General features: G+C 69.2%; 29 protein-coding genes and 1 pseudogene. 10 read left to right on the top strand and 20 right to left on the bottom strand.

Annotated elements, in window-relative coordinates; genetic code table 11:
- Positions 1–378: 378 nt before the first annotated feature.
- The gene (locus tag AC0KS4_RS25790) at positions 379–1,230 is read right to left on the bottom strand and encodes an LLM class F420-dependent oxidoreductase (RefSeq protein WP_238955497.1); all 852 of its coding nucleotides are present in this window, start codon (positions 1,228–1,230) and stop codon (positions 379–381) included.
- 51 nt (positions 1,231–1,281) lie between these two features.
- Here AC0KS4_RS25790 and AC0KS4_RS25795 point away from each other — a divergent pair, with 51 nt between their 5' ends.
- Entirely contained in the window at positions 1,282–1,722 is a 441-nt protein-coding gene (locus AC0KS4_RS25795) for a hypothetical protein (RefSeq protein ID WP_225329651.1), read from the top strand.
- A gap of 23 nt (positions 1,723–1,745) precedes the next feature.
- Positions 1,746–2,753, top strand: a complete 1,008-nt coding sequence (locus AC0KS4_RS25800; protein ID WP_225329650.1) for a PHP domain-containing protein — start codon at positions 1,746–1,748, stop codon at positions 2,751–2,753.
- Positions 2,754–2,761: 8 nt separating this feature from the next.
- Here the strand turns inward: AC0KS4_RS25800 and AC0KS4_RS25805 are convergent, their stop codons facing one another.
- From AC0KS4_RS25805 to AC0KS4_RS25815, 3 genes are all read right to left on the bottom strand, one after another.
- Positions 2,762–3,517 (bottom strand): YoaK family protein, encoded by a 756-nt coding sequence (locus AC0KS4_RS25805; RefSeq protein WP_238955498.1) that lies wholly within the window; start codon positions 3,515–3,517, stop codon positions 2,762–2,764.
- A 159-nt stretch (positions 3,518–3,676) separates the two neighbouring features.
- Positions 3,677–4,891, bottom strand: a complete 1,215-nt coding sequence (gene dinB, locus AC0KS4_RS25810; RefSeq protein ID WP_238955500.1) for a DNA polymerase IV — start codon at positions 4,889–4,891, stop codon at positions 3,677–3,679.
- 30 nt (positions 4,892–4,921) lie between these two features.
- On the bottom strand, positions 4,922–5,560 hold the full coding sequence (locus AC0KS4_RS25815) for a TetR/AcrR family transcriptional regulator (protein WP_225329647.1): 639 nt from the start codon (positions 5,558–5,560) through the stop codon (positions 4,922–4,924).
- A 76-nt stretch (positions 5,561–5,636) separates the two neighbouring features.
- Here AC0KS4_RS25815 and AC0KS4_RS25820 point away from each other — a divergent pair, with 76 nt between their 5' ends.
- Positions 5,637–7,106: a flavin-containing monooxygenase gene (locus tag AC0KS4_RS25820; protein WP_238955502.1), complete on the top strand. Its 1,470-nt coding sequence runs from the start codon at positions 5,637–5,639 to the stop codon at positions 7,104–7,106.
- Here the strand turns inward: AC0KS4_RS25820 and rraA are convergent.
- The 9 genes from rraA to AC0KS4_RS25865 all read right to left on the bottom strand — a co-directional run bounded on the left by rraA (position 7,103) and on the right by AC0KS4_RS25865 (position 12,778).
- Complete coding sequence (gene rraA / locus AC0KS4_RS25825; protein ID WP_225329645.1) at positions 7,103–7,588, bottom strand: ribonuclease E activity regulator RraA; 486 nt, start codon at positions 7,586–7,588, stop codon at positions 7,103–7,105. The genes AC0KS4_RS25820 and rraA overlap by 4 nt on opposite strands.
- 26 nt (positions 7,589–7,614) lie before the next feature.
- The gene (locus AC0KS4_RS25830; protein ID WP_275254017.1) at positions 7,615–8,055 is read right to left on the bottom strand and encodes an Rv3852 family protein; all 441 of its coding nucleotides are present in this window, start codon (positions 8,053–8,055) and stop codon (positions 7,615–7,617) included.
- Between the two features lie 88 nt (positions 8,056–8,143).
- Positions 8,144–8,644: a copper resistance CopC family protein gene (locus tag AC0KS4_RS25835; protein ID WP_238955504.1), complete on the bottom strand. Its 501-nt coding sequence runs from the start codon at positions 8,642–8,644 to the stop codon at positions 8,144–8,146.
- Positions 8,641–9,303 (bottom strand): YcnI family copper-binding membrane protein, encoded by a 663-nt coding sequence (locus AC0KS4_RS25840; protein ID WP_238955507.1) that lies wholly within the window; start codon positions 9,301–9,303, stop codon positions 8,641–8,643. Before AC0KS4_RS25840 ends, AC0KS4_RS25835 begins: the two co-directional genes overlap by 4 nt.
- 27 nt (positions 9,304–9,330) lie before the next feature.
- Positions 9,331–9,987: a DUF6474 family protein gene (locus tag AC0KS4_RS25845; RefSeq protein WP_238955517.1), complete on the bottom strand. Its 657-nt coding sequence runs from the start codon at positions 9,985–9,987 to the stop codon at positions 9,331–9,333.
- Between the two features lie 153 nt (positions 9,988–10,140).
- Positions 10,141–10,539 (bottom strand): secretion protein EspR, encoded by a 399-nt coding sequence (locus tag AC0KS4_RS25850; protein WP_008262950.1) that lies wholly within the window; start codon positions 10,537–10,539, stop codon positions 10,141–10,143.
- A gap of 595 nt (positions 10,540–11,134) precedes the next feature.
- Positions 11,135–11,668 carry a peptidase gene (locus AC0KS4_RS25855; RefSeq protein ID WP_225329641.1) on the bottom strand — a complete coding sequence of 178 codons (534 nt, stop codon included), beginning with the start codon at positions 11,666–11,668 and terminating at the stop codon, positions 11,135–11,137.
- Between the two features lie 183 nt (positions 11,669–11,851).
- Positions 11,852–12,475 (bottom strand): superoxide dismutase, encoded by a 624-nt coding sequence (locus AC0KS4_RS25860; RefSeq protein WP_008262954.1) that lies wholly within the window; start codon positions 12,473–12,475, stop codon positions 11,852–11,854.
- A gap of 147 nt (positions 12,476–12,622) precedes the next feature.
- Positions 12,623–12,778, bottom strand: a complete 156-nt coding sequence (locus tag AC0KS4_RS25865) for a hypothetical protein (protein ID WP_008262955.1) — start codon at positions 12,776–12,778, stop codon at positions 12,623–12,625.
- 532 nt (positions 12,779–13,310) lie between these two features.
- On the opposite strand from AC0KS4_RS25865, the gene AC0KS4_RS25870 reads away from it, so the two are divergent.
- Both AC0KS4_RS25870 and AC0KS4_RS25875 read left to right on the top strand, forming a co-directional pair.
- Positions 13,311–14,360, top strand: a complete 1,050-nt coding sequence (locus AC0KS4_RS25870) for a DUF4328 domain-containing protein (protein ID WP_238955519.1) — start codon at positions 13,311–13,313, stop codon at positions 14,358–14,360.
- Between the two features lie 4 nt (positions 14,361–14,364).
- Positions 14,365–15,189: a glycerophosphodiester phosphodiesterase gene (locus AC0KS4_RS25875; protein ID WP_225329639.1), complete on the top strand. Its 825-nt coding sequence runs from the start codon at positions 14,365–14,367 to the stop codon at positions 15,187–15,189.
- Positions 15,190–15,200: 11 nt separating this feature from the next.
- On the opposite strand, the gene AC0KS4_RS25880 is transcribed toward AC0KS4_RS25875, so the two are convergent.
- Both AC0KS4_RS25880 and AC0KS4_RS25885 read right to left on the bottom strand, forming a co-directional pair.
- Entirely contained in the window at positions 15,201–16,142 is a 942-nt protein-coding gene (locus AC0KS4_RS25880; protein ID WP_308011590.1) for an LCP family protein, read from the bottom strand.
- A 282-nt stretch (positions 16,143–16,424) separates the two neighbouring features.
- Positions 16,425–17,213, bottom strand: a complete 789-nt coding sequence (locus AC0KS4_RS25885) for a DUF2470 domain-containing protein (RefSeq protein WP_225329637.1) — start codon at positions 17,211–17,213, stop codon at positions 16,425–16,427.
- A 90-nt stretch (positions 17,214–17,303) separates the two neighbouring features.
- On the opposite strand from AC0KS4_RS25885, the gene pheA reads away from it, so the two are divergent.
- Positions 17,304–18,254, top strand: coding sequence for a prephenate dehydratase (gene pheA, locus AC0KS4_RS25890; protein WP_225329636.1), 951 nt, complete (start codon positions 17,304–17,306; stop codon positions 18,252–18,254).
- Positions 18,251–18,937 carry a histidine phosphatase family protein gene (locus AC0KS4_RS25895; RefSeq protein ID WP_225329635.1) on the top strand — a complete coding sequence of 229 codons (687 nt, stop codon included), beginning with the start codon at positions 18,251–18,253 and terminating at the stop codon, positions 18,935–18,937. Before pheA ends, AC0KS4_RS25895 begins: the two co-directional genes overlap by 4 nt.
- A gap of 8 nt (positions 18,938–18,945) precedes the next feature.
- Here AC0KS4_RS25895 and AC0KS4_RS25900 read toward each other — a convergent pair whose 3' ends face one another.
- The 3 genes and pseudogenes from AC0KS4_RS25900 to AC0KS4_RS25910 all read right to left on the bottom strand — a co-directional run bounded on the left by AC0KS4_RS25900 (position 18,946) and on the right by AC0KS4_RS25910 (position 20,904).
- Positions 18,946–19,137 carry a hypothetical protein gene (locus AC0KS4_RS25900; protein WP_008262971.1) on the bottom strand — a complete coding sequence of 64 codons (192 nt, stop codon included), beginning with the start codon at positions 19,135–19,137 and terminating at the stop codon, positions 18,946–18,948.
- Positions 19,134–19,536 (bottom strand): annotated as a pseudogene (locus tag AC0KS4_RS25905) (metallopeptidase family protein). The gene AC0KS4_RS25900 and the pseudogene AC0KS4_RS25905 overlap by 4 nt, the downstream one beginning before the upstream one ends.
- Before the next feature lie 3 nt (positions 19,537–19,539).
- Positions 19,540–20,904, bottom strand: coding sequence for a septum formation family protein (locus AC0KS4_RS25910; RefSeq protein WP_238955521.1), 1,365 nt, complete (start codon positions 20,902–20,904; stop codon positions 19,540–19,542).
- A gap of 111 nt (positions 20,905–21,015) precedes the next feature.
- On the opposite strand from AC0KS4_RS25910, the gene serS reads away from it, so the two are divergent.
- The gene (gene serS / locus AC0KS4_RS25915; RefSeq protein WP_238955524.1) at positions 21,016–22,275 is read left to right on the top strand and encodes a serine--tRNA ligase; all 1,260 of its coding nucleotides are present in this window, start codon (positions 21,016–21,018) and stop codon (positions 22,273–22,275) included.
- A gap of 21 nt (positions 22,276–22,296) precedes the next feature.
- Here serS and AC0KS4_RS25920 read toward each other — a convergent pair whose 3' ends face one another.
- Positions 22,297–23,046 carry an AraC family transcriptional regulator gene (locus AC0KS4_RS25920; RefSeq protein ID WP_238955525.1) on the bottom strand — a complete coding sequence of 250 codons (750 nt, stop codon included), beginning with the start codon at positions 23,044–23,046 and terminating at the stop codon, positions 22,297–22,299.
- 55 nt (positions 23,047–23,101) lie between these two features.
- On the opposite strand from AC0KS4_RS25920, the gene AC0KS4_RS25925 reads away from it, so the two are divergent.
- Positions 23,102–23,671: a class I SAM-dependent methyltransferase gene (locus AC0KS4_RS25925; RefSeq protein ID WP_238955527.1), complete on the top strand. Its 570-nt coding sequence runs from the start codon at positions 23,102–23,104 to the stop codon at positions 23,669–23,671.
- Here AC0KS4_RS25925 and AC0KS4_RS25930 read toward each other — a convergent pair.
- Positions 23,668–24,165, bottom strand: a complete 498-nt coding sequence (locus tag AC0KS4_RS25930) for a DUF2834 domain-containing protein (protein ID WP_238955529.1) — start codon at positions 24,163–24,165, stop codon at positions 23,668–23,670. The two genes, AC0KS4_RS25925 and AC0KS4_RS25930, sit on opposite strands and share 4 nt — an antisense overlap.
- Before the next feature lie 88 nt (positions 24,166–24,253).
- Between AC0KS4_RS25930 and AC0KS4_RS25935 the strand changes: the two genes are divergently transcribed.
- Entirely contained in the window at positions 24,254–24,901 is a 648-nt protein-coding gene (locus AC0KS4_RS25935; protein ID WP_238955531.1) for a TetR/AcrR family transcriptional regulator, read from the top strand.
- Positions 24,902–24,950: the final 49 nt, after the last annotated feature.

Here is a 24,950-nt window from a genome sequence, read left to right on the forward strand (position 1 = left end):
CAGAAACACGGCCGGGTTCGTTCGGCGCGTCTGCTTCAGTTTGCCAGGCGGCGGGTGTCTAATAATCCTCTGTGAGCCCGCTCACAGGGGGGTCACACTGTTTCCCGGATGGACGGACCGATCGCAGGAGTGGTTCTTGTGCATATCCACCCAGTACCCCGGACGCGGATGGGGCGAATGGCCTGGTCATGGTTGCGTCACCCGGTAAAAAGTCGCGAGTTCCCCGCCAAGCACGAGCGGCTGGTAACCGCCCAGGATCTGCTGCTCTTCGGCGCGTGAGCGCCCAGCCGACGCGCCCGAGGGCGCTCGGCGGGTTTGCTCGACGGCCGGCGCCGGGATTTTTCGCCTGAGCACCGCGGGCTGCCCCCACAATCGGTGTTATCGGTCCAGCAACCCCGAGTCGCGGATCGCCTCGGCGAGCGGTTCCAGCACGGCAGGGTCGTGCGGCGGGGGCAGATAGACGATCCCGAGGTCGAGCCCTTCGGCGGCGAGTCCCGCCGCGTCCTCGACAACCTTCCCGTAGTCGAGATCCGGCTCCAGGCGCAGGTGGGCCGAGAGCGTGATCTCCTTCGGATCGCGACCGATGTCCGCGCAGTGCGCGGCGAGGACGTCACGCTTGTGCGCGAAAACGTCGGGCGGACCGCCGACGAAGTTCCAGTGCTGGGCGTAGCGGGCGGTGATCCGCAGGGTGCGCTTCTCTCCGCTGCCGCCGATGCAGATCGGGGGGTGCGGGCGCTGCGGCCCCTTGGGCTCGTTGCGGGCGCCCTTGAGCTGGTAGAACCTGCCTTGAAAATCGGTGCAGTCGGCGGTCAAAAGGCTGGTCAGCACCTCGCACGCCTCCTCGAAGCGGTCGAAGCGTTCCTTGATGCTGCCCAGCTCGATGCCGTAGGCGCCGGATTCCTCTTCGTTCCAGCCGGCGCCGATCCCCAGCTCGAGTCGCCCGTTCGAAATGATGTCGAGGGCGGCCGCCATGTTGGCCAGCACCGCGGGGTGGCGGTAGTGGATGCCGGTGACCAGGGTGCCCAGCCGCAACCGGGTGGTGGCCTGCGCCAGCGCCGTCAGCGTCGTCCAACCCTCCAGGCAGGGCCCGCTGCTGTCGGAAAAGATGGGATAGAAGTGGTCGAACGTCCACCCGGACTCGTAGACGTCGATGTCGTCGGCCGCCTGCCAGACGGCCAGCATCTGTGCCCAGGTGGTGTTCTGCGGGGAAGTCTTGAACGCGAAACGCATGCCGACGACGTTAGTCGTCGTTTATGAAGGGCAACTAAACTCAGCCACGCTATGAACTGTCCTTGTTGCTCCTTGGGAATCGACACCAAGGTCACCCTGCTGGCGGCGGGCCTGATCTTTCTGCTCGCGCTCGTGCTCGGCATCTGGAAATACCGCGGGATGATGACCTCCGAGAATCACCTTGCGCATCCCTACGTCGACATCGCGCACCGCGCGGCGCTGCTGTATTCGTTCGCGACGCTGCTGCTCGCCGTCTTCGTGCAACTGAGCGCCTGGCCGGTGTGGGTGAACCTGGTGGCGGCGGGGGTCGTCGTCTTCTTCTTCGTGGCGGCCATCGCCGCCTACATCACCCACGGGGCCCGGCGCGACACCGTCAACCAGTTCGAAAACGCCGACCGGCGCACCGAACTGGCGATGGCCGCACTCATCGTCGGCGAGATCGGCGGGTTCGGTGTGCTGCTCGCCGGGTTCGTCGTCGGCCAACTGCTGTAGCCACCGCGGGGCACACTGGAGTCATGGATCCGGTAGCGGCCCTGCGGCAGATCGCCTACTACAAGGACCGGAGCCGTCACGACCCCCGACGCGTGATGGCTTACCGCAACGCGGCCGACATCATCGAGGGCCTCGACGACGCGGCGCGGGAACGCCACGGTCAGGCCAACAGCTGGCAGTCGCTGCCGGGAATCGGCCCCAAAACCGCCAAGGTCATCGACCAGGCGTGGTCCGGCCGAGAACCCGACCTGCTGGTCGAATTGCGTTCCACCGCACAAGATCTCGGTGGCGGTGACATTCGTGCCGCCCTGCGCGGCGATCTGCACTTGCACTCCAACTGGTCGGACGGCTCGGCGCCCATCGACGAGATGATGGCCGCGGCGGCGGCGCTGGGCCACGAATACTGTGCGCTGACCGACCATTCGCCGCGGCTGACCATCGCCAACGGTCTGTCGCCGGAGCGGTTACGCAAGCAGCTCGACGTGATCGACCGGCTGCGGGAGAAGTTCGCGCCGATGCGCATCCTCACCGGGATCGAGGTCGACATCCTCGACGACGGCAGCCTGGACCAGGAACCCGAACTGCTGGAACGCCTCGACGTCGTGGTGGCCAGCGTGCACTCCAAGTTGTCGATGGATTCGGCCGCGATGACCCGGCGCATGGTGCGCGCGGTCGAAAACCCGCACGCCGACGTGCTCGGCCACTGCACCGGTCGGCTGGTGTCCGGAAACCGCGGCATCCGGCCGGAGTCCAAGTTCGACGCCGAGGCCGTGTTCACGGCCTGCCGCGAGTCCGGCACCGCGGTGGAGATCAACTCGCGGCCCGAGCGGCGCGACCCGCCGACCCGCCTGCTCAACCTGGCGCTGGAGATCGGTTGCGTGTTCAGCATCGACACCGACGCCCACGCGCCCGGCCAACTGGACTTCCTCGGTTACGGCGCCCAGCGCGCGCTGGATGCGGGGGTTCCCGCCGACCGCATCGTGAACACCTGGCCGGCCGAGCGGCTGCTGGAGTGGACCGGCGCGAATTGAGACGCCACTCAGACCTGCACCGGTTCGGCGTGCTCGGGAACCGGTGCGTCGCTGCGGCCGGCGCCCTGCAGCAGGTTGGCGGCGCCGACGGTCGCGCAAATCGCGGCCGGGATGAGCAACGCGTAACCCCCCAACTGGGCCCCGAACATGATCCCGGCCACACCGCCGCCGAGGAATAACACCAGGGTGGTCGCCAGTATCGCCGTTTTCCAGTTCTTGATTCCGTGTATCCGGCTGCGACCGAGGATCAGCCCGAGGTCGGTAATGGTTCCGGTGAAGTGCGTGGTGCGGATCGCCATTCCGCGAAAGCTCGATGTCATCCCGTTTTGCAGGCCGAGCGCCGCGGCGGCGAACAGCGCCTGCACCGCGGTCTGCTCGATGCCCAGGGCGTCGACCTGTGCCCTGACGGCGGTCTCCTCGACCCCGACCGCGGCAAGCACGAGCAAGCCTGCCTCGAGGAAGAGCACGGCGGCGTGGCGCGGGCCCGCAAGAGCATCGGTGGGTGCGAGGATCGCCCCCGCTATGGTCGCTCCCATCAGGAAGCCCAGAAAGATCGCGCCGAGCACGTGGCCTTCGTACAGCCAGGGGTTGGCCGTGTTCATGCCCAGCTGGGTGGTGATCCCGGTCAGATTGCCGACGGGCACCGCCAAGATCAGCAGCGCCACGGAGTTGACGAAGCCCGCGGATAGGGCGAGTAACGCGCTGTAACCGAGCAGGAGACCCTCGCGGGGCAGGCCGGTGTCGCGGGATTGGTGCGGCGCCATCGGATTCAGTTGCTCACTTTCGAGGTCGGGTTTTCGCCAACCTAACAAGCGGGCCGCCGCACAGGCGGCGTCGCGAGGCTGATTCAAATCAACCTCAAATCATCGAAAAGGCATGTGGCAAAGAATAATTGAATTATTAGTGAAAACACCGACAACCCGTCAGTCGGGCAGGTGCGGCATCTCGAAGCCCGGATCGCGGCCGACCAAAACCGCGGGCGTCAGGGCGGACTTGCCGTACCGATCCCGCACCCGGTCGATGGCCGCGTCGATGTCGTCGCCGGCCGTGCGGCGGTTCGAGTCGCCGAACGGCAGCATCAGCTGCTGGGCGCCGCTGCGGTCGATGCCCGACACCGCGAAGCCCACCAGCGTCAGGCCGCGTTGCGCGATCATCGGCGCGGCGCCTGCTACCAGCCGCCGGGCGGCGGCCAGGATGGGGGCCGTGGACGACGTGGCCCACGGCAGGGTGTGTGACCGGGTCGCGCGGGTGAAGTCGTCGAAGCGCAGCCGCAGCACCACCGTGCGCCCGGTGCGCCCGGCCGCGCGCATGCGGCCGGTGATGCGGTCGATCAAGTTGACCACCACGGCGTCGATCTCGTTGCGCGACATAGTGTTACCGGAGCGGCCCAGCGCCCGCTGAGCGCCGACGGAGCGGCGGCGAACGCCGGTGGTGACTCGCCGACGGTCGATGTTGCGGGACAGCGCATACAGCTGACGGCCCATCGCGCCGCCCACCATCGAGCCGAGCGTCGACTCGCTGAGCTCGGCGACGTCGGCGACGGTCACGATGCCGTGCGCGTGCAGCTTCTCGGCCGTCACCGCGCCCACGCCCCACAGCCGGCGCACCGGCAGCGGCCGCAGAAACGTCAGCTCCTGATCGGGCGGCACCAGCAGCAGCCCGTTGGGCTTGGCCTCCTGGCTGGCGACCTTGGCGAGGAACTTCGTCCGAGCGATCCCGACGGTGATCGGCAGCCCGACCCGCTCGCGCACGTCGGCGCGCAACCGCTCGGCGATCGCCACCGGCGTGCCCCTGGCCCGGCGCAGCCCGCCGACGTCGAGGAAGGCCTCGTCCACCGACAGCGCCTCCACGATCGGGGTGCAATCACGGAACACCTCGAAGACGGCGTCACTGGCGCGGCTGTAGGCGTTCATCCGCGGCGGCACCACCACGGCGGCCGGGCACAGCCGCCGCGCCTGCGCCCCGCCCATGGCCGTGCGCACGCCGTAGGCCTTGGCCTCGTAGCTCGCGGCCAGCACCACCCCGCCGCCGACGATCACCGGGCGGCCGCGCAGGGTCGGGTCGTCGCGCTGTTCGACGGACGCGTAGAAGGAATCCAGGTCCGCGTGCAGGATGGACGCATCGCACCGCACGAACATATGTTCGCACGAGGCGCCGACAAGCCCGTTTCAGCAGGCCTCGCCGTAGACGCTGCTGACCCAGATGTGCACCAGCGTGTCGAGCAGTTGCTCGCTGGGCACCGACGGTCGCCCGTCGGCGAACGCGCTGAGCATGACCTTTTCGTTGAGCAGGTTCAGTGCCGCGGACAGGTTGCGCGCCGGCAGTGTCACCGGCGCCGCGCCGCGGGCGCGCTCGGCTTCGATCACGGTGGTGATGTGGTCGACCCATTTCTGCATGAAGCGTGACCACAGTTCGCCGACGTCCTTGTTGGTGCGCGCGGCATCGGCGGCCAGCGACACCGCGCGATGTGTGCCGAAGGTCTCGACGAACACGTTGATCCCGATGCGCCACAACGCTTTCAGGTCGGCGGGCGGGCTGGCGACCAGCGACTCCAGCGCGGAGTCTGCCTCCATGATCACCCGCTCGAACAGGGTGAACAGCACCGCGTCCTTGGACGGGAAATAGAAGTAGAACGTCGGCCGGGACAGCCCGGCCCCCTTGGCGAGGTCGTCGACGGAGATGTCGGCGAGCGCGCGTTCCTGCAGCAACCGTTCGGCGGTGGTCAAAATGGCCAGTTCACGGTCGTCGCCGGACGGGCGCGCCGAGCGCCTGCCCCGGTGGGTGCGGGCGGAACCGACGGTAGTCACGGCCGCTACTTTACACGGCGTCGAGAGTTTCGACACGGTGTTGACCGATTCAACACGGTGTTGATAACGTGGCCGTATGACTGAGCACCTTGACGTCCTCATCGTGGGCGCCGGCATCTCCGGCGTGAGCGCGGCCTGGCACCTGCAGGAACGCTGCCCGACCAAGAGCTACGCCATCCTGGAGCGCCGCGCCGACCTCGGCGGCACCTGGGACCTCTTCAAGTACCCGGGCATCCGATCCGACTCGGACATGTTCACCCTCGGCTTCCGGTTCAAGCCCTGGCGTTCGGCGAAGTCGATCGCCGACGGCGCGTCGATCAAGGCCTACATCAAGGAGGCCGCGGTCGAGAACCGCATCGAGTCGCACATCCGCTACAACCACCGGGTGGTGGCCGCCGACTGGTCCGACGACGACAACCGCTGGACGCTGACCGTCGAGAACGACGGCGGCACGAGCGAGATGACCTGTTCGTTCCTGTTCGCCTGCACCGGCTACTACAACTACGACGAGGGGTTCTCGCCCACCTTCGAAGGCTCGGACGACTTCGGCGGCACCATCGTGCATCCGCAGCACTGGCCCGAGGACCTCGACTACGCGGGCAAGCGCATCGTCGTCATCGGATCCGGTGCGACCGCGATCACCCTGATTCCCGCCCTGGTGAACTCGGGCGCGGGGCACGTGACGATGCTGCAGCGCTCGCCGACCTACATCGGGTCGCTGCCCGGGGTCGATCCCTTCGCCGAGAAGGCCAACCGGCTGCTGCCCGAGCGCCTCGCGCACATGGCCAACCGCTGGAAAGCCATCGCGTTCAGCACCTTCCAGTACCAGCTGTCCCGCAAGGCCCCGGCCTACATGCGCAAGACGTTGATGACGATGGCGCAGCGGCGCCTGCCGCAGGGCTACGACGTCGAGAAGCACTTCGGGCCGCGCTACAACGTCTGGGACGAGCGGCTATGCCTGGCGCCCGACGGGGACTTCTTCCGGACCATCCGGCATGGCAAGGCCGACGTCGTGACCGACACCATCGACCGGTTCACCGAGACCGGCATCAAGCTCACCTCGGGTGAGGAGTTGGCGGCCGACATCATCGTCACCGCAACGGGATTGAACATGCAGTTGCTGGGCGGGGTGAAGCCGACCCGCAACGGCGAGGACATCGACCTGACCTCGTTGATGACCTACAAGGGCCTGATGTTCTCCGGCGTGCCCAACTTCGCGATCACCTTCGGCTACACGAACGCGTCCTGGACGCTGAAGGCCGACCTGGTCTCCGAATTCGTCTGCCGCTTGCTGAACTACATGGACGCCAAGGGCTTTGACTTCGTCGAGCCGCAGCACCCGGGCGACGCGGTCGACGAGCTGCCGTTCATGGACTTCACCCCCGGCTACTTCCGGCGTTCGATGCACCTGCTGCCCAAGTCGGGGTCGCGGGCGCCGTGGCGGCTCAAGCAGAACTACTTCGTCGACATGCGCACGATCCGGCGCGGCAAGGTCGACGACGAGGGTCTGGAGTTCGCGAAAAAGCGTGCGCCGGTAGCGGTTTAGCGGTCCGCGGCGACGACGACGATCCCGTCGTCGTCGCTGTAGGCGATCTCGCCCGGCACGAACGTCACACCGCCCAGGGCGACTTCGACGTCGCGTTCTCCGGCGCCGGTCTTGGTGCTCTTGCGGGGATTGGTGCCCAACGCCTTGATGCCGATGTCCATCCCCCGCAGCGCGGCGGAGTCCCGCACCGCGCCGTTGACGATGAGCCCGGCCCAGCCGTTGGAGCGGGCGAGCTCGGCGATGACGTCGCCGACCAGCGCGGTGTGCAGCGAGCCGCCGCCGTCGATCACCAAGATGCCGCCGTCACCCGGCTCCGAGAGCACCGACTTGAGCAGCGCGTTGTCTTGAAAGCAGCGCACGGTGCTGATCGGCCCCGCGAACTCGGCCCGCCCGCCGAGCTGGCGGAACTGGGTATCGCAGCTGCGCACGTCGGGACCGATGCTGTCGACGAGGTCGGCGGTCGGTTGGAACGACACCGTCACTTCTGACACGTTAGCCGCCTGCGTGCTCAGCGGCGGCGCAGCTGGCGGATGAGCAGGATGGCCAGCAGGCTGACGGCCAGCGCCACGATCAGCGGCACCGGGGATTGCGCCACCGCGGGGCCCGCGGCAGCGGGCGAGACCGGGTTGTTGGCGGCTTCCACGGTGGACTTCGCCTGTGCCGCAGCGTCTTTAGCGGCGGCCGTGAGGTCGCCGTTGGTTTCCGCTCGCTGCTGCACGCCGGATGGCGGCTCGGGCGGTTTCGGGGGTGTGGGTTCGGCTTTCTGGGCCGGCGCCTTCTTCGCGGGCAACTTCTTCGCGGGCGCTTTCTTGGCGGGCGCCTTTTTCGCAGGTGCCTTCTTGGCGGGCGCCTTCGCGGTCTTTTTCGCCGCCTTGGCGGGCGGTTTCTTTTCCGGCGGATTGCCGGCGCCGTCGGGCGCGCTGTCGGTGGGGTCCTGCGGGTCTGCCATGCGGCCGCTCCTTGAGCTTCCTCTGTCGTCGCTTCCCTAGCTCAGGGATCTCGACCCCATCATGCCAGCACGCGTCCCGGCGGCTCGATCACCGCCTGTGCCGCACCGCCCACCACGCGCCGCCCGCAACGAGCGCCACCGCGGCCGCCACGAACGGCCAGACGGGGACGACACCGCCGTCACCGCCGCCGGCGGCGGGCGGCCCGGGCGTACCGGTTCCGGACACCGTGAGCTGAAACGACCAGGACCCCGACACCACGTGGCCGTCCGCGGAGGTCACCCGGTAGTTCACCGTGTACGTCCCGGATGGTCCCAGCGGGCGCAGGGCGACGCTGACCACCGCACCCGCCACGGTGGGCTCTCCGGAGGACCACACATTGCCGTCCGGCCCGACCACCGTCATCGCGGCGAACGTGGTCTGCAGCTGCTCGTTGAAGGTCGCGCTGACCCGCTGCGGGCCGGACGCCAGCACCGCATTGGCCGCGGGGTCGGTGGCCACCCGCGTGGCGTGCGCCGACGCCACCGGGGCGGTGAGCAGGGCAACCGCGAACAGGGCGCTGACGCACGCGCCGACAGCCAGCCGTTTCATGGGCGGCGGCGGATCACGGCGATCGCGACACCCAGCGCCGCGACCACCAGCGCGGCGCCACCCAGCCACCGCGCGGTGTTGTCGGCCGCGTGGGGCCGCGCGGGTTCGGTCACCGGGTTGGGCGTCGCGTGATGGTGGTGGGGTGCCGCGGCGGCCAGGGTGAGCATGGGCGCCGGGTGTTCCGGCTCGCCGCCGTCGGGCAGCGGCGCCTCATCCCATTTCACGACGGTCCCGTCGGCGTAGGACTGGGTGGCCGGGAAGCTGACGGTGTCGGTGTCCGGCAGCTTCACCGACAACCGGAACAGAGCGAATTGGTCGGGGGCGATTCCCCCGCTGGGGGCGGCCGTCCAGGTCACCGAGCGGACGGCACCCGATGCCGCGTCACGGTCGAGCCTGGCGGTCCAGCCCGGCATGCTTTCGGTGCGCGCCGATGCGACGTCGGGCAGGGCGACGCTCAGGGCGGTGGTGGCGGCCCCGGTGTTCGACTCGTTGGGCACCTGGAAGGCCACGAGGGCCATGGCACCGCGCACCGCGTTGTCGCTGCTGGCGTGGACGTGCGCCCACGCCGCGGGGGTCTGCAGGGCCGACCCGAAAGCCAGGACGACGACGGCGCCGACCGCGATCAGGATGCGCGAGATCCACCGGCCGTGGATGGACATGGAGGAGGTTGCCTTTCGTGCGGTCGGTCAGCTCAACCCGAGGCGGGCCATCAGGTCGGCCTCGATGCCTTCGAGCTGCGCCGAGATCGCGGCGTGGGCCGCCCGGCGACGCGCGGCGGGCAGATTCTCCGCGGCGGTGATCGCCGCCGACAGATCGGCGAGCCGCTCGGAGATGGCCGCCACGAACGCCTTGGTCTCGGCGTCCTTGGGTTTCTTGTCCTGCACCGTCCGCAGCGACTTTTCCGCCCCGGCGATTCGGGCCGACAGCTGGGCGCCGGGTCCGGAGAACTGGCCGATCTGTGCCAGCGGAATCCCGAGCTGGTCCGCGCGGCGCTGATCGATCAGCGCGCGCGCCGAGACGGCCAACCGGTAGATCACCGGGGTGAGGATCGGCGCGAGCAGCCGCGCCACCGTGAGCACGCGGCGGATCCGTGCCGGAGAGAAGATCTTGCCCTCCCGGGCCGCCTTGAGTTGGGCCTCAGCGACTTTCAGCGCATTGCGGTCGCTGTCGCGTTGCGCCTTGATCTGAGCCCGCAGCGCCTTGTTCTCGGCCCGCTGCGCGGATTTGGCGCGCCGCACCTCGTTCTTGGCGGCCAGCTTGGCCTCGAGCTTCGCGCGGGCCTTGATCGCGCGGGCTTCGGCGCGACGCGTCGCGCGGCTCTTTCGCTTGCCGAACAGGCCCATTCCCGGCCGCCTCCCGGTATCTCGCTGGCAATCGTCGTCTCACGCTGTCGCGTTCGCGATCCGTTTGCCAACCCTAATCGGAACGGGCGGGCGTCAGCTCCCCAGGGCTGGCCGGCAGGGCCCCGGCCGGTCGATGTGAGGCCCGGGCGGCCGCTAGGCGTCCAGGTGCTCCGCGCGGCGCAGCTCGTTGACCCGCTCCATGACCTCGCGCTGCGCCTCCGGGGACAACTCCGCCGTGCGCATCGCGATGCGTCGCACATTGTCGTCGCGCGCCGTGGCCAGCCACGACAATTCCTTGTCGAGCTTCTCGTAGTACTCGTCGTCGGTGAAGTAGGCCGGCTTGATGCGGAAGAAGTTGGCCAGGGCGGCCATCGTCGCCGAGGACGGGTTGGTGCGGTTGCCGGAACGCAGCTGGGACAGGTACGGAGCCGACATCGTTATGCCCTCCGCCTTGAGCGCCGCGATCACTTCCGCGGAGGTGTGCGCACCGCGTCCAGGCGGATACACCGTGTCGAACAGGCGGTTCAGGCGAGCAGCGAACGTCGTGCTCATTGATATGACCTCCACTGGGCTGTAGAAGCTAACGATTACCTAGGTGTATTTGCTGATCATGGTAGCGAGGCTTGGTAAGGCTAACCAGGTGCAAACCCCGAAGGATTCCCGAACGGCACAGCTGACGCTCACCAACTCCCCACTTGACGAGCGTCTAACTGATTCGCTGGGGTGTCCACAAAATCCACGGAACTCACAGGTTATCCGCAGAATCGGACACCCGTCCCGAAGTGGCGGGCGGGCCGCCTCGCGGGAGTCACGGTGAACACCCGAGCTGTGCTGGGCGATCGCACCGCAACGGGCCCACGCGCCGGCCCGATCTGGCACGTCATTTGCTGCCGGGCGCGAAACGAGACCGTCGAGGACGCGCCGAAACCCGTCGATCGCCTGGCGGACACCGATGGTCGAGGGGTCGTTAACTTAGCCGGCGCCGCCAAGGTGGCGGTCATCCGGGGCCCGTCCACCGGTGACCGCGGCCCGACGTGACGGTCGAGAGGCCGGGCCGGTCGCGCACCGCCGCGAGCGCGAAGGACGACGCCCCGACCGGGAAGGGTGAATCGCGATTCGCACCGCCGCGGTGTCCCCGGCGTTGGCGCTATGCGGCGAGAAGCATCGCCAGGATTGCCGTGTCGGGATGGCTGATCGGGTCGATGCCGACCCGGCTCACCATCGAGGTGATGGTGCCGTCGGCTTCTGCTTCCACCCAAGCCGCCCGGTGTTCCAGGCCGAGGTAGGGCAATCCGGGCAGCAATACGCATCCCGATGCCGCGCCCGTGCATTCGGGCAGCGACGGCGTGGTTTCCGACGGCGGGTGCAGCATGAGCAGCGCGGGGGGCTGATGGTCGGCGAAATAGCCCGGCTGGATAGCTGATTCACCAAAAACCGTGCCCTCGGCCAGCACCAGGCCGACCGTGTCCGGCTCGGGTTCGTCGGGCAATTCCTCGCGGGCGCCGAACACCGTTGTGGTGGACAGCAATCCGGGCAAGGACGCGATCCTGACCGCGACCATGAGGAGTTGGGCCCACTCTTTCGTCGAGTCCGGCCAACGTCCGGAGATCAGGAACCCCTTCAGGGCGCCGCGGGAATGGAACGGGGAAACCCCGATAGGTCGGTCCGACCCAGTTTCCATCTCGACCTCCGCGCGACGCCTCCGTTGGGAATAACCACACTGGTAGTCCGAATAATTAAGAATGCCTGCGGATTAGGCGCCGTGCAACACGACACGGTCTCTTCACACCCGGCCGATTCGGGCCGGACAAACGACTGGGGCGCCGCGCAATCCGCGCGACGCCCCCGCCGATCGAAATGAAAGTCAGCCGAAGATCAGGCCCTGGGTTTTCGAGGTCGCGGCGGCGTACCGCTTCTGCACGTCGGCCCAGTTGACCACGTTCCAGAACGCCTTGACGTAGTCCGCCTTGACGTTCTTGTACTGCAGGTAGAAGGCGTGCTCCCACATGTCGACCTGCAGCAGCGGAATGATGCCCAGCGGAACGTTGGCCTGCTGGTCGTAGAGCTGGAAGGTCAGCAGCCGGCTGCCGAGGGTGTCGTAGCCCAGCACCGCCCAGCCCGACCCCTGCAGGCCGTTGGCCGCCGCGCTGAACTGCGCGCGGAACCGGTCGAAGGATCCGAAGGCGTCGTCGATCGCGGCGGCCAATTCGCCGGTCGGCTTGTCCCCACCGTCCGGCGACAGGTTCTTCCACCAGATGGAGTGGTTGACGTGGCCGCCCAGGTGAAAGGCCAGGTTCTTTTCGTTCAGGAAGATCGCAGCGTGATCCTCGTTGGCACGGGCCTCTTCGAGCTTGGACAGAGCGTCGTTCACGCCTTTGACGTAGGTGGCGTGGTGCTTACTGTGGTGGATCTCGTTGATCTGACCTGAGATGTGCGGTTCCAACGCTGCATAGTCCCAGTCCAAGTCGGGCAGGGTGTATTCAGCCACGGCGTTCCTTTCTTCGATTATCGTCTTGACGCTCAGTCGCGCGGGCCGCCTCACGGCGGCCGGCCGTTATCAACCCTGCTCCATGAGCGCGCGCACCGCAAGAATGACCCTTGTTGAGCCGCAAGGCGAATACCCGCTCGGATCAGTTCAGAACAAGACGATGACCGCGAGCACCGCCAGTAGCGCCAACGCGATCAATCCGGCGCGCAGCGCCGCGATGGTGTAGCTGTGATTCCACGCGGGCGAGCCGCAATACGACTTCGACGCGGCCGGTGAGCCCGGACCGAACGAATGCGTGGCCATCAATCGCCTTCCACCCCCGGTTCACCTCGCTGTGAGTGAGGTGAGTCACAAACACTTTCGCGAACGCGATCATAGCGCTTTGTGACGGTGTTGCGAAAATAAGGCTCTGAACTGCGGGTTATCGATAGTCAGGAGGTCTGTGGCCGCAATAGGCGGGGCCGCGCCCGGGCCGGCCCGGGCGCTGCGCGCCGATGCTTAGCGAGGCAATCCATTTCGCTCGGCGGCGGATTTGAGCCCTCTATGACATGCGTAGAACACCGCGACGTTATCCACAGTGGCTGCGCGGATCGGCGCCAGAGGCAGTAGCGATGGTTTCCTGTACCCCCTGGGTGTATGTGGATAAACCTGTGGAAACTGTGGATAGCCAGCGGCGGCCGATGACGTTGCCCACGCGGCGGCGGGGCTGGATTGCGCCGCTTCTCAACGGCCCGCGTTCCGCGGCCCGCATCGTCGCGGCGGCGGGGCTGGATCGCGCCGCTTCTCAACGGCCCGCGTTCCGCGGCCCGCATCGTCGCGGCGCTAGTCTGGTCCGGTGATCCAGGTGTGCTCCCAGTGCGGCACCCGCTGGAACGTGCGCGACCGGCAACGCGAGTGGTGCCCCCGCTGCCACGGCGCCCTCATGGCGCCCCTGCCGCAGTCCGCGCCCACCGACCCGCGATGGGGCTCGGCGGGCGCCCCGCCCCCGGCCGGACAACCGCAACGGTCTCCCGGGTGGCAGCGCACCCCGCCGCGGCTGCCGCCCGGCTATCGCTGGATAGCGGTGCGTCCCGGCGCCGCGCCACCGGCCAGACACGGCCGGCGCCCCCCCGGGCCCACGCCGCGCTATGCGGTGATACCGCGTTGGGGCTTGGCGGACCGCGTGGAACAGGCGCCCGCCGTCGCCGAAGCCGGCGCGCCGCCGGGCCCGTCGGGGCAGATCATCCGCACCACCTCATTCGTGAGCGTGCTGGTCCTCAGCATCGCCGCCCTGGTTTACGTCGTCCGCTACGTGCTGCTGGTCATCAACCGGAACACCTTGCTGAACTCGTGGGTGGCCCTCGCCGCCGACTGGCTCGGCGTGCTCGCCAGCGTGGGCGCGGGCGCGGCGGTGATCGCGTCGGGCGTGCTGTTGATCCGTTGGATGATCGCGCGGCGTGCCGCCGTGTTCGCCCATCACGGGCTGCCCGAACCGCGCTCCACGCGGGCACTGTGGGCCGGCTGCGTCGTGCCGCTGGCCAATCTGCTGTGGGCCCCGGTGTACGTGATCGAGCTGGCCCTGCTCGAGGACCACTGGGCCCGGCTACGCCGGCCCGTCCTGCAGTGGTGGCTCGCGTGGATCTGCAGCTACGCCGTCTCGATCGCCGCCATCGTGACCAGCTTCGCCACCGACGCCCAGGGCATCGCCAACAACACCGTCCTGATGGTCGTCGCCTACCTGCTCGCGGCCGCCACCCTGGCCGCCGCCGCCCGCATTTTCGAAGGCTTCCATCGCAAACCCGTGGCGCGGCCCGCGCATCGCTGGGTCATGGTTCCCGACGACGGTGCCGCCGCACCGGCTTCGGCCGACCCAGTTGAGTTCAAGGGGCAGGAACCGGCAGCATAGGGATATGACGTGGGCCGACGAGGTGCTCGCCGGGCATCCGTATGTCGTCGCCCACCGCGGCGCTTCGGCCGCGCTCCCCGAACACACGCTGGCCGCCTACGACCTCGCGCTCAAAGAGGGCGCCGACGGCGTCGAATGTGACGTGCGGTTGACCCGCGACGGGCATCTGGTGTGTGTGCACGACCGCCGGCTGGATCGCACCTCGACCGGAGCCGGCCTGGTCAGCACGATGACACTGGCTCAGTTGCGCGAGCTCGAGTACGGGGCGTGGCACGACAGCTGGCGCGAGGACGGCGCCCACGGCGACACCAGTTTGCTGACGCTCGACGCGCTGGTCTCGCTGGTGCTGGATTGGCATCGGCCGGTGAAGCTCTTCATCGAAACCAAGCACCCCGTCCGGTACGGCTCGCTGGTGGAGACCAAGCTGCTGGCCCTGCTGCACCGTTTCGGCATCGCCGCGCCCGCCTCCGCCGATCGGTCCCGCGCCGTGGTGATGTCGTTCTCGGCGTCCGCGATCTGGCGGATCCGGCGGGCCGCGCCGCTACTGCCCACCGTGCTGCTGGGCAAAACCGCGCGCTACCTGACCAGCGGCGCGCCCACCGCCGTCGGCGCCACCGCCGTCGGGCCGTCGCTGCCGACGTTGAAGGAATATCCGCAACTGGCCGACCGCGCCATCGCCCAGGGCAGGGCCGTCTACTGCTGGAACGTCGACGACTACGACGACATCGATTTCTGCCGCGACGTCGGCGTGGCCTGGCTGGCCACCCACCACCCGGGCCGCACCAAGGCGTGGCTGCGGGGCGATTCGGCGGGGCAGGTCAGCATCTAGTTCGACCGCTGCTACTGGCCATCCGCCGTGGGGGGCGGCAACGGCGCGTCGGCGGCCAACGCGTCGAACAACCGGCCGGCCTCCCCGTGATTCCACACCACCACCGCGCCGGCGTCACCGGTGGTGAACTCCCCGATCGGGACGGTCATGGTGGCGGTGGGCCCGTGCAACGCCCACCCCAGCCGGGCCAGATCCCACGCGTGGTCGTCCTGGTCGACGGTCAGGGCGCCGGCGGCCGCGCGCGGCACCGAATACCAACGCCAAGGGTTGAGCCACACCGCCGGGCTGGCGGCGCGATGCAGCAGTTCGGCCATGAACTGGCGCTGATTGACCATCCGGTCCAGATCCGCCCTCGGGGTGTCGCGCGTCCTGACGTATCCGAGGGCGTGCCGGCCGTCGAGCGTCTGGCAGCCGGCCGGCAGGTCGATGCCGGCCAACGGGTCATCGATCGGGGTCGTCGGGCACACCGTCACCCCGCCGAGCGCGTCCACCAGCGCGGCGAACCCGCCGAATCCGATCTCGGCGTAGTGATCGAGGCGCAACCCGGTCGCCTGTTCCACGGTGCGCACCAGCAACCGCGCGCCACCCATCGAGAACGCCGCGTTGATCTTGTCCTTGCCGTGGTCCGGGATCGGCACCAAGGAATCGCGGGGTATCGACACCATCGTCGTCGGCACCCCGGACCCGACGCCCGGCACGTGAACCAGCAGGATCGTGTCGGTGCGGCCGTCACCGATGTCGCCGCCCGTGGCCAAATCCTGTTGTTGCGCGGCGCTCAGGCTCTGGCGGCTGTCCGAGCCGACGATGAGCCAGTTGGTGCCGCGGCCGGGCCCGGGACGTTCGGCATAGTCGGCGAGCACCCGCTCGCGGTGCAGCTTGGTGTCGAACCAGACGGCGCCGGCGACGACGCCCGCGCCGATCAGCAGCACGCCCACCAGCAGCGCCGACAGCACCGTCCGGATCCAGCGGCGCCGCTTCCGGGGCGCGCTCGGCGCGCGTGGTCGTGGCGGGGGTGGGGGCACCGCCCGGCGCAGCGGCTGGGTCTGCGTGGTCGGCGACGGCGGCGGGGCACCGTCGCGGCGCATCACCTGCGGCGGCTCGGGGCGCGGTGGGACCGGCGGCCCCGGCCGTGCGGGCCACCGACGCTGCGGTGAGCGGTCGCCGTTCACCCGGTTAACGTACGTGGCCGGCGACCCGCCGCGCCGCTACGCCGCGGTCGGGCTAGGTCAGGACGGCTAGCCGCGCGCCCGCAGCCCGTTGATGAACGGGCACCCCATCAGCACCCGAATCGCCTGGCGCAGGCCGATCATGTCGTCCACCGGTTTGTGGAACGGCAGCCGGACGTCGTGATCTCGGTCGTTGCCCTCGACGCGGAACCGCACGCCGTAGCGGTCGAGCCCCAGCGGTCGCACGTGCCCGCGGCGCAGGGGCGCCGGCAGCCGGGACACCAGCCGCGCCATGACGTCGCTGTGGGCGGCGTCGAGGTGCCGCAGCAGGCCCGACTCGAGCTCGCAGAACGGGTCGGGCCGGGCCGCAAGGAGGTCGTCCACGGCCACCGGCTCCGCGCCGGTCGCGTCGGTGACCACGACCGAGGCGATCTCGAGCCGCAGCAGCGTGTACCGCTGCTCTTGCCCGCCGGCGGGCGCACACCTCGGGGTGTCGACGCCCAGCAACGCCGGATTCGGGCATTCGGCGGCGATCGCGTCGAGCGTGGTGAGGATCTCCCCCGGGGGCACCTCCTGCAGGCGCCCGCGCACCCACACCAGCGAACGGACCGGTTCGCGCAGCGGAAGCGGCGCGTAATCGGTCAGCTCCAGCAGAGCCTGCGATCCCGCGGCGGGCCGCCCGCGCTCCCGGTCGACGGGCAGCGCCAGCGCGAAGAAGCCATCGTCCATCAGGTGATGCACGGGCGTGGGGACCGGGTCGTCGTGCTCGATCGCCAGGAGCGCGCCGCCGGCGCGCACGCACGCGCTGCGAATCCGTTCGGCGGTGGTCGGGGCGTGGCAGCTCTGCGGTAACACCATTCTCATCCTTATGCTTAGGTAAGCCTAAGTTAACTTACGTCGGTTGGCGTCGCAAGGGTTTTCTGTCGGGCGCGCCGCTAGGGTTGGGACGTGGCCCGCATCGCTTACCTCGGTCCGGAAGGGACCTTCACCGAGGCGGCGCTGCGACAGATCACCGCCGCCGGGCTGGTTCCCGCGCCGGGGTCCGGCGGGGTGCAGCCGTTGCCGGTCGACAGCACCTCCGCGGCCCTGGACGCGGTGCGCGGCGGCGCCGCGGACTACGCGTGCGTCCCGATCGAGAACTCGATCGACGGATCGGTGACGCCGACGCTGGACAGCCTGGCCATGGGCTCGCGGCTGCAGGTTTTCGCCGAGACGACGCTGGACGTCGCGTTCAGCATCGTCGTCAAACGGGGATGCCGCGCCGCCGACGTGCGCACCTTGGCCGCCTTCGGAGTCGCGGCCGCCCAGGTGCGGCAGTGGCTGGCCGCCCACCTGGCCGATGCCGAACTGCGGCCGGCCTACTCCAACGCCGACGCCGCCCAGCAGGTGGCCGAGGGTCGGGTCGACGCCGCGGTGACCTCGCCGCTGGCCGCCGCCCACTGGGGGCTGGACACCCTGGCCGACGGCGTGATCGACGAACCCAACGCCCGCACCCGCTTCGTGCTGGTCGGGCTGCCGGGGCCCCCGCCGGCCCGCACTGGAGCCGATCGGACGTCGGTGGTCTTGCGCATCGACAACGCGCCGGGCGCATTGCTGGCCGCGCTCGCCGAGTTCGCCGTCCGTGGCATCGACCTGACCCGAATCGAATCCCGGCCGACCAGAACCGGACTCGGCACCTACCGGTTTTTCGCCGATTGCGTGGGGCACATCGACGACGACGCCGTCGCCGAGGCACTCAAGGCGCTGCACCGTCGTTGTGCCGATGTGCGATACCTGGGATCTTGGCCGACCGGTTCACCCGCCGGGGCGCTGCCGCCATCCGCCGACGAGGCGTTGCGCTGGCTGGAGCGGGTCCGGGACGGAAAGCCCGAACAGCCCGCCGGGGGGTCGCAACGGTGAGCGGTCGCCTGATCTTGGTGCGTCACGGCCAGTCCTACGGAAACGTCGAGCGCCGGCTCGACACACGCCCGCCCGGGGCGGAGCTGACTCCGTTGGGCCGCGACCAGGCCCGGGCGTTCGCCCGCGGGTCGGCCCGGCCGGCGATGCTCGCGCACTCGGTGGCCACCCGGGCCTCGCAGACCGCGGCGGTGATCGCGGGCCAGCTCGCGATGTCCGCCGTCGAAGTCCCCGGCATCCACGAGGTGCAGGTCGGCCGGCTGGAAGACCGCAACGACGACGAGGCGGTCGCGGAGTTCAACGCGATCTACGACCGCTGGCATCGCGGCGAGCTTGACGTGCCGCTACCCGGCGGCGAGACCGGCAACGACGTGTTGGACCGCTACGTGCCGGTGCTCACCGACCTGCGCCTGCGCTACCTCGACGACCACGACTTCCACGGCGACATCGTCGTCGTCAGCCACGGCGCGGCGATCCGGCTGGCCGCCGCGGTGCTGGCGGGCGTGGAGGCCGACTTCGCGCTCGACAATCACCTCGACAACGCCCAGTCGGTGGCCTTGACCCCGATCACCGACGGCCGGTGGAGTTGCGTGCGCTGGGGAACGTTGACTCCGCCCTTTTATCCGGAGGCCGAGGCGACCCCGGTCGCGGACGCGGTGCGGTCAAGCACCGACCCGATGGGCTGAGGCGTCGATCAGACGGCCAGCGCGATCACTTCGGTGCAGGCGCAGCCGACGGCGTCGCAGTCGATGACGAAGGCGTGCGGCAACAATTCGGGGCTGAAGCAGTCCGGCTCCGTGCACTCCGACCGGTGCAGCGCGTGGTGAATGATGGTGCCGTGACAGTGATCTAAGCCTGCCCGGCAGTCGCGGCAGTCAGTGCTCATACGCCGTTCATAGCACCCGGCGCCGACAAATCCGGGACGCCGCGCCCGTCAGGCCCAGCCCAGTTCGTGCAGCCGGTCGTCGTCGATGCCGAAGTGGTGGGCGATTTCGTGGATCACCGTGATCGCCACCTCCTCGACCACCTCGGCCTCGGACTCGCACGCGTCCAGCAGCGCCCCGCGGTAGATGGTGATGGTGTCCGGAAGCGCGCCGGCGTAGTCGGAGTCGCGCTCGGTCAGCGCCACCCCCTCGTAGAGCCCGAGCAGTTCGGCGTCCTCGGGATGGCGGTCTTCGACCAGCACCACGACGTTGTCCATCGCCGCGGCCAGCCCGGGCGGTATCAGGTCGAGGGCATCGGAGACCAGTTCGTCGAAGCGCCGCGGGTCCATCCGCACGGGCACCGGCTAGCCCCCCGGCGGGGGCTCGGCAGGCGCGGCGGGCGGGGGCGGCGGTGGTGGCGCCTCGGGCGCCGGGTTGGCGGGCGGTGCCCCGTTGTCCGCCGGCGGCGGCGGGGCTTGCTGCGCGGGAGGCTGCTGCTGGGGTTGCGGCGCTTGCTGGGGTTGCGTCACCACGGGTTGCTGCCCGGGCAGGTGCTGATTGTTCGGCGGGATCTCCGGCGCGGTCGTGGACTGGTTGGACGGCGCCTGCGCCGGGACCTGCAGCGGAATCGGCGGCATCGTGAGCCGCTCTTCGGGGATGTCGGGGGGCGGCACCGGCGGCTGACCGTTGATCAGCAGCTGACCCTTGGCGCTGTTCAGCAGCGTCGCCCAGCCCCCGTTGCCCAGCGTCGCACCGATGCTGCAGGCCACCTCGCGGCTGCCGGCCGTCCAGCTGGACAGCGGCACCGTGGGGTAGATCAGCGTCAGCGTGGTGGTGCGCAGCTTCACCGGCGCCAGGTACGCGTCGGTCATCTTGGTGCACGAATCCTTGATGAAGCCGTCCTGATCCGGCTCGGCGGGCAGGGCGTCGGGGAACTTCTCGGCGAGGTTGACCGTGCCGGTGACCTCCATCGCATGCGGGGCCGCGCAGTCGACCGGCACATCGGTCGGCTGATTGGTCGCCGGATCGATACCCAGACAGGTGCCGGCCGGCCAGACCTTGGACTGGTCGACGTCGGCGACCTTGCCCTTGAACGCCTGCTGCTGGTTGTTCGTGGCGGGCAGTTGCAGGCCGCACAGCATGCGGCGATCGCCGGACTGGCGCCACGCCCGGTCGCCGGGCCACAGCAGGCTGACGGTGAACTTGCTGTTCGGATCGAACTTGAGCCCGAGGTAGTTACGGACGGAAGCCTCGCACTGCTCCTGGGTGATCTGCTGGATGCGGGCCGGCGTCGGAGGTGCGGCGTTGGGCCCGTACTCGGAGCCCGGGAACGTCCGCATATCGATGGAATCGGCCACCTCGAACTTGTGGTCGTCGCCGCAGTTGACGATCTTCGCCGACTCCGGCGTGGCGTCGGGCCACATCAGGCATTCCCCGCGGGAGGCGCGGTTGAGGGCCGCGTCGCTCTTGGCCCCGGTGCTGCGCACGGGGCTGCTGTCGAGGAGCCGTCCCGATTCGGTGCTCACCGGGATCGCGGTGACCAGCCCGGCGATCAACAGGCCGCCGAGCGCGGTCAGCAGCAGCGCCCGCCTGGTCGCCCGGGCCTGCAGGCTGCGCGGCCACAAGAAGGCGGACGCCTGGTCGGACGGCTCACCGGTCGAGGCGGCGGGCGTCTCGACTGCGGGGGCTTCCGAAAGGTCCTTCTCGGGCGCTTGCGACATCGGGTCCATTCTGACAGGACCACCTGTGGTGCGTGACAAAAGTTACGGATGTGAGTCCTGAGCCGACCGGTGCGGATGCTGCGCCCGTCGACCGGTGCCGGTGAAAGTAGTCTCAGGGCCGTGATCGACCTGAAGCTGCTCCGGGAAGACCCCGACGCCGTGCGCCGCTCCCAGCTCAGCCGCGGTGAAGACCCGGCGCTGGTGGACGCGCTGCTGTCGGCCGACGCCGCGCGCCGGGCCGCCATCTCCTCCGCCGACGCGCTGCGGGCCGACCAGAAGTCCGCCAGCAAGAGCGTGGGCGCCGCGTCGCCCGACGAGCGGCCCGCGTTGCTGGCGCGGGCGAAGGAGCTGGCCGAGCAGGTGAAGGCCGCCGAGACCGCGCAGAGCGAGGCGGAGACGGCGTTCACCGCGGCGCACATGGCCATCTCGAACGTCGTCATCGACGGGGTCCCGGCCGGCGGGGAGGACGACTTCGCCGTCCTCGACATCGTCGGCGAGCCCCCGGCGCTCGAAAACCCCAGGGACCACCTCGAACTGGGCGAATCGCTGGGTCTGATCGACATGCAGCGCGGCGCCAAGGTGTCGGGCTCCCGGTTCTACTTCCTGACCGGTCAGGGCGCGCTGCTGCAGCTCGGCCTGCTGCAGCTGGCGCTGCGGGTGGCCGTCGAGAACGGCTTCACCCCGATGATCCCGCCGGTGCTGGTGCGCCCCGAGGTGATGGCCGGCACCGGCTTCCTGGGCGCCCACGCCGACGAGATCTACCGCATCGAGGCTGACGACCTCTACCTGGTGGGCACCTCGGAGGTGCCGTTGGCCGGCTACCACTGGAACGAGATCCTGGACCTGTCCGCCGGCCCGTTGCGGTACGCGGGCTGGTCGTCGTGTTTCCGCCGCGAGGCCGGCAGCTATGGGAAGGACACCCGCGGCATCATCCGGGTGCATCAGTTCGACAAGGTCGAGGGCTTCGTCTACTGCACGCCCGCCGACGCCGAGGCCGAGCACCAGCGGCTGCTGGGCTGGCAGCGCGAGATGCTGGCCCGCATCGAGGTGCCGTATCGGGTGATCGATGTGGCCGCAGGCGATCTCGGCTCGTCGGCCGCCCGCAAGTTCGACTGCGAGGCGTGGGTTCCCACGCAGGGCACGTATCGCGAGCTGACGTCGACGTCGAACTGCACCACGTTCCAGGCGCGCCGGCTGTCCACCCGCTACCGCGACGAGAACGGCAAGCCGCAGACCGCGGCCACGCTCAACGGCACGCTGGGGACCACCCGCTGGCTGGTGGCGATCCTGGAGAACCACCAGCGGCCCGACGGCAGCGTGCGGGTGCCCGAGGCGCTGGTGCCGTTCGTCGGCGCCGAGGTGCTCGAGCCCGCCAAGTAGCTAGCGGGTCGCCGCAAGTAGCTAGAGCGCTTTGCCGGCCAGCTGGCCCGGGGTGTGCCCGAAGGCCCGCCGGAAGGTGTCGATGAAGGAACTGGTTGTGGCCCAACCGCATTCGGACGCCACGGACGTGACATCGCGCCGATCGGCGAGCAACATGAGGGCGTGTTGCAGCCGGATTTGGGTGCGCCATTGGGGGAACGTCATCGCCAGCTCGTCGCTGAACAATCGGCTCAGCGTGCGCTGGCCGACGCCGACGCGGCGGCCGATCTGTTGCAGCGTCAACGGCTCGCGCAGGTTGTCGGCGATCAAGGCGCACGCTTTCCGCAGCCGGGGGTCGACGGGGGTGGGAATCCACAGCGGCTCCGCGACGCTGGTCGCTTGCAACTGGTCGTGCAGGACCGCCAGCATCCGGTGATGCTCGGCGGTATCGGTGCCGTCGGCCCGCGAACACGCGATGATCAGTTCGCGCATCAACGGACTGACCGCCAGCACGGCCGGCGCCGCCGGCCCGCGGCGGTAACGGCCGGGATCCAGTGCGACGCCGTGAAATTGCGTGGTGCCGTGGAACTTGTGTTCGTGCCAGCACCCGGCCGGTATCCAGATGGCGCGATTCGCCGGCGTGATCCAGGTTCCCGCCGGCGTGGTCACCGACACCGCGCCCGAGGACGGGTAGACGATCTGATGTTGCGGATGGCGGTGTCGCTCGATCCGCGCTCCCGGCGGCAGTGTCTGCGCCGACGTCACCAGTCCGTCGTGGCTGATTTCCGACATATCTCGGCAGGATATCGGAAGCCCGCAGCCGGCGTGCCCGCCTAGCGTGGGCGGTATGGCGATGAATCTCCTCCACCGACGATGCTGCAGCTCCCCATCATGGGAAAGGGAGGTGGCCGATCAGCTGCTGCCGTGGGCCTTGCAAGACGTCGAATTGGGCACGCGCACCGTGGAAATCGGTCCCGGGTACGGCGCGACCCTGCGCGCCCTGCTGGATCGCACGGACTCGCTCACGGCCGTTGAACTCGACGGCGCGATGGCCGATCGTCTGCAGCACCGCTACGGCGAGCGGGCCCGCATCATCCAGGCAAGCGGTACCGAAACCGGGCTGCCCGCCGAGGATTTCACGTCGGTGGTGTGCTTCACGATGCTGCACCACGTTCCCACCGCCGCGTTGCAGGACCAGCTCTTCGCCGAGGCGTTCAGGCTGCTGCGGCCCGGCGGGGTTTTCGCCGGTAGCGACGGCGTCCCATCGCTGGCCTTCCGCCTGCTCCACGTCGCCGACACCTACAACCCCATCGCGCCGCAGGACCTCCCCCGCCGGTTGCGCGCCGCGGGATTCGCCGACATCCACACCGACGTCAGGCGGGGCCGGCAGCGGTGGCGGGCCACCAAACCGGGCTAGGCGGTGATCTTCGGCGCCGGATCGCCGGCCACCTGCGCGTGCCGGCGCTGGCGTTCCATCGTCGCGAAGTAGAAGGCGAACGCGAACGCGAAGCTGGTGAACAGGCTGGACACGAAGTACAGCCAGGGGTGGCGCAGTCCGCGCCGGTAGCCGTCGACGATCGTAAAGATCGGCAGCAGAATCACATTCGCGATCGTGTAGTCCTGGCTGGCCGAGCTGGCGGCCGGGTTGGTGAACATCAGCCTGATGTATTCGGCCCAGCTCCCGTGCTCGCCCCACAGCGGATTGGTGGAGCCGTGCGAGTACTCCTGCACGAAGGTGATGTTGAAGTACCAGCCGAGCGCGACGGACACGATGCCGACGACGTAGTAGACGATTTCCATCGGCGAAAACAGGGGGCCGTTGGCCGGCCGGGCGAAGACCTTCGAGTTCGACGTGACGATCCAACTGATGACCGCCAGTCCGAGCACCGCGTGAGTGAGTAGCGAGACCATGGCCGCAGTCTCACCCGCGCCGCAAAGTTTTGTCAATATTGACACAACAAGCGGAACGGCAAACCCGACGTCTTGGTATCTTGCTGCAATGGTCAGGCCTGCCCAGACGGCGCGCAGCGAACGCACCCGCGAAGCGTTGCGCCAGGCCGCCCTGGTGCGATTCCTGGCCCAGGGCGTCGAGGACACGTCGGCCGAACAGATCGCCGCCGATGCCGGGGTGTCGCTGCGGACGTTCTATCGCCACTTCAGCTCGAAGCACGATCTGTTGTTCGCCGATTACACCGGGCTGCACTGGTTTCGCGCGGCCCTGGACGCCAGGCCGGCCGACGAACCGATCATCGACTCGGTGCAGTCGGCCATCTTCTCGTTCCCGTACGACGTCGACGCGGTCACCAAGATCGCCGCGCTGCGCCAGGACGAGCTCGACCCCGGCCGCATCGTCCGCCACATCCGCGACGTCCAGGCCGATTTCGCCGACGCCATTGCGGCACAGTTGCAACGGCGTGGTCGTGGGACCACGGGTGCCGCGGAGCCGACGGCCGATCAGCGGGTGCGCACCGCGGTGACCGCGCGGTGCATCGCGGCCGCCGTCTTCGGCGCGATGGAGGTCTGGATGGTCGGCGACGACCGGTCTCTCGGCGAGCTCGCGCGGCTGTGCCACGCGGCGCTGGAGTCGCTGCGAGCGGGGATCACCGACTCCTGGATCACCGCGACCGCCCGGCAAGTTTCGTCATAATTGACAAAACTTTGGGGTCGTGCGAGCCTCCTTTGCGGAGGGCAACGAC

Source organism: Mycobacterium sp. NTMscope_MAC_12, assembly GCF_976985675.1.

What these genes read in the sequence shown, in the direction of transcription:
- AC0KS4_RS25795 (WP_225329651.1), top strand. Translation starts at nt 1,282, where the DNA reads ATGAACTGTCCTTGTTGCTCCTTGGGAATCGACACCAAGGTCACCCTG.
- AC0KS4_RS25845 (WP_238955517.1), bottom strand. Translation starts at nt 9,987, where the DNA reads ATGGGCCTGTTCGGCAAGCGAAAGAGCCGCGCGACGCGTCGCGCCGAA.
- AC0KS4_RS25800 (WP_225329650.1), top strand. Translation starts at nt 1,746, where the DNA reads ATGGATCCGGTAGCGGCCCTGCGGCAGATCGCCTACTACAAGGACCGG.
- AC0KS4_RS25900 (WP_008262971.1), bottom strand. Translation starts at nt 19,137, where the DNA reads ATGAGCACTGACTGCCGCGACTGCCGGGCAGGCTTAGATCACTGTCAC.
- AC0KS4_RS25910 (WP_238955521.1), bottom strand. Translation starts at nt 20,904, where the DNA reads ATGGACCCGATGTCGCAAGCGCCCGAGAAGGACCTTTCGGAAGCCCCC.
- AC0KS4_RS25885 (WP_225329637.1), bottom strand. Translation starts at nt 17,213, where the DNA reads ATGGTGTTACCGCAGAGCTGCCACGCCCCGACCACCGCCGAACGGATT.
- AC0KS4_RS25840 (WP_238955507.1), bottom strand. Translation starts at nt 9,303, where the DNA reads ATGTCCATCCACGGCCGGTGGATCTCGCGCATCCTGATCGCGGTCGGC.
- AC0KS4_RS25850 (WP_008262950.1), bottom strand. Translation starts at nt 10,539, where the DNA reads ATGAGCACGACGTTCGCTGCTCGCCTGAACCGCCTGTTCGACACGGTG.
- AC0KS4_RS25835 (WP_238955504.1), bottom strand. Translation starts at nt 8,644, where the DNA reads ATGAAACGGCTGGCTGTCGGCGCGTGCGTCAGCGCCCTGTTCGCGGTT.
- AC0KS4_RS25875 (WP_225329639.1), top strand. Translation starts at nt 14,365, where the DNA reads ATGACGTGGGCCGACGAGGTGCTCGCCGGGCATCCGTATGTCGTCGCC.
- AC0KS4_RS25925 (WP_238955527.1), top strand. Translation starts at nt 23,102, where the DNA reads ATGGCGATGAATCTCCTCCACCGACGATGCTGCAGCTCCCCATCATGG.
- AC0KS4_RS25855 (WP_225329641.1), bottom strand. Translation starts at nt 11,668, where the DNA reads ATGGAAACTGGGTCGGACCGACCTATCGGGGTTTCCCCGTTCCATTCC.
- AC0KS4_RS25930 (WP_238955529.1), bottom strand. Translation starts at nt 24,165, where the DNA reads ATGGTCTCGCTACTCACTCACGCGGTGCTCGGACTGGCGGTCATCAGT.
- AC0KS4_RS25920 (WP_238955525.1), bottom strand. Translation starts at nt 23,046, where the DNA reads ATGTCGGAAATCAGCCACGACGGACTGGTGACGTCGGCGCAGACACTG.
- AC0KS4_RS25865 (WP_008262955.1), bottom strand. Translation starts at nt 12,778, where the DNA reads ATGGCCACGCATTCGTTCGGTCCGGGCTCACCGGCCGCGTCGAAGTCG.
- AC0KS4_RS25805 (WP_238955498.1), bottom strand. Translation starts at nt 3,517, where the DNA reads ATGGCGCCGCACCAATCCCGCGACACCGGCCTGCCCCGCGAGGGTCTC.
- AC0KS4_RS25935 (WP_238955531.1), top strand. Translation starts at nt 24,254, where the DNA reads ATGGTCAGGCCTGCCCAGACGGCGCGCAGCGAACGCACCCGCGAAGCG.
- AC0KS4_RS25790 (WP_238955497.1), bottom strand. Translation starts at nt 1,230, where the DNA reads ATGCGTTTCGCGTTCAAGACTTCCCCGCAGAACACCACCTGGGCACAG.
- dinB (WP_238955500.1), bottom strand. Translation starts at nt 4,891, where the DNA reads ATGTTCGTGCGGTGCGATGCGTCCATCCTGCACGCGGACCTGGATTCC.
- AC0KS4_RS25830 (WP_275254017.1), bottom strand. Translation starts at nt 8,055, where the DNA reads ATGGCAGACCCGCAGGACCCCACCGACAGCGCGCCCGACGGCGCCGGC.
- AC0KS4_RS25820 (WP_238955502.1), top strand. Translation starts at nt 5,637, where the DNA reads ATGACTGAGCACCTTGACGTCCTCATCGTGGGCGCCGGCATCTCCGGC.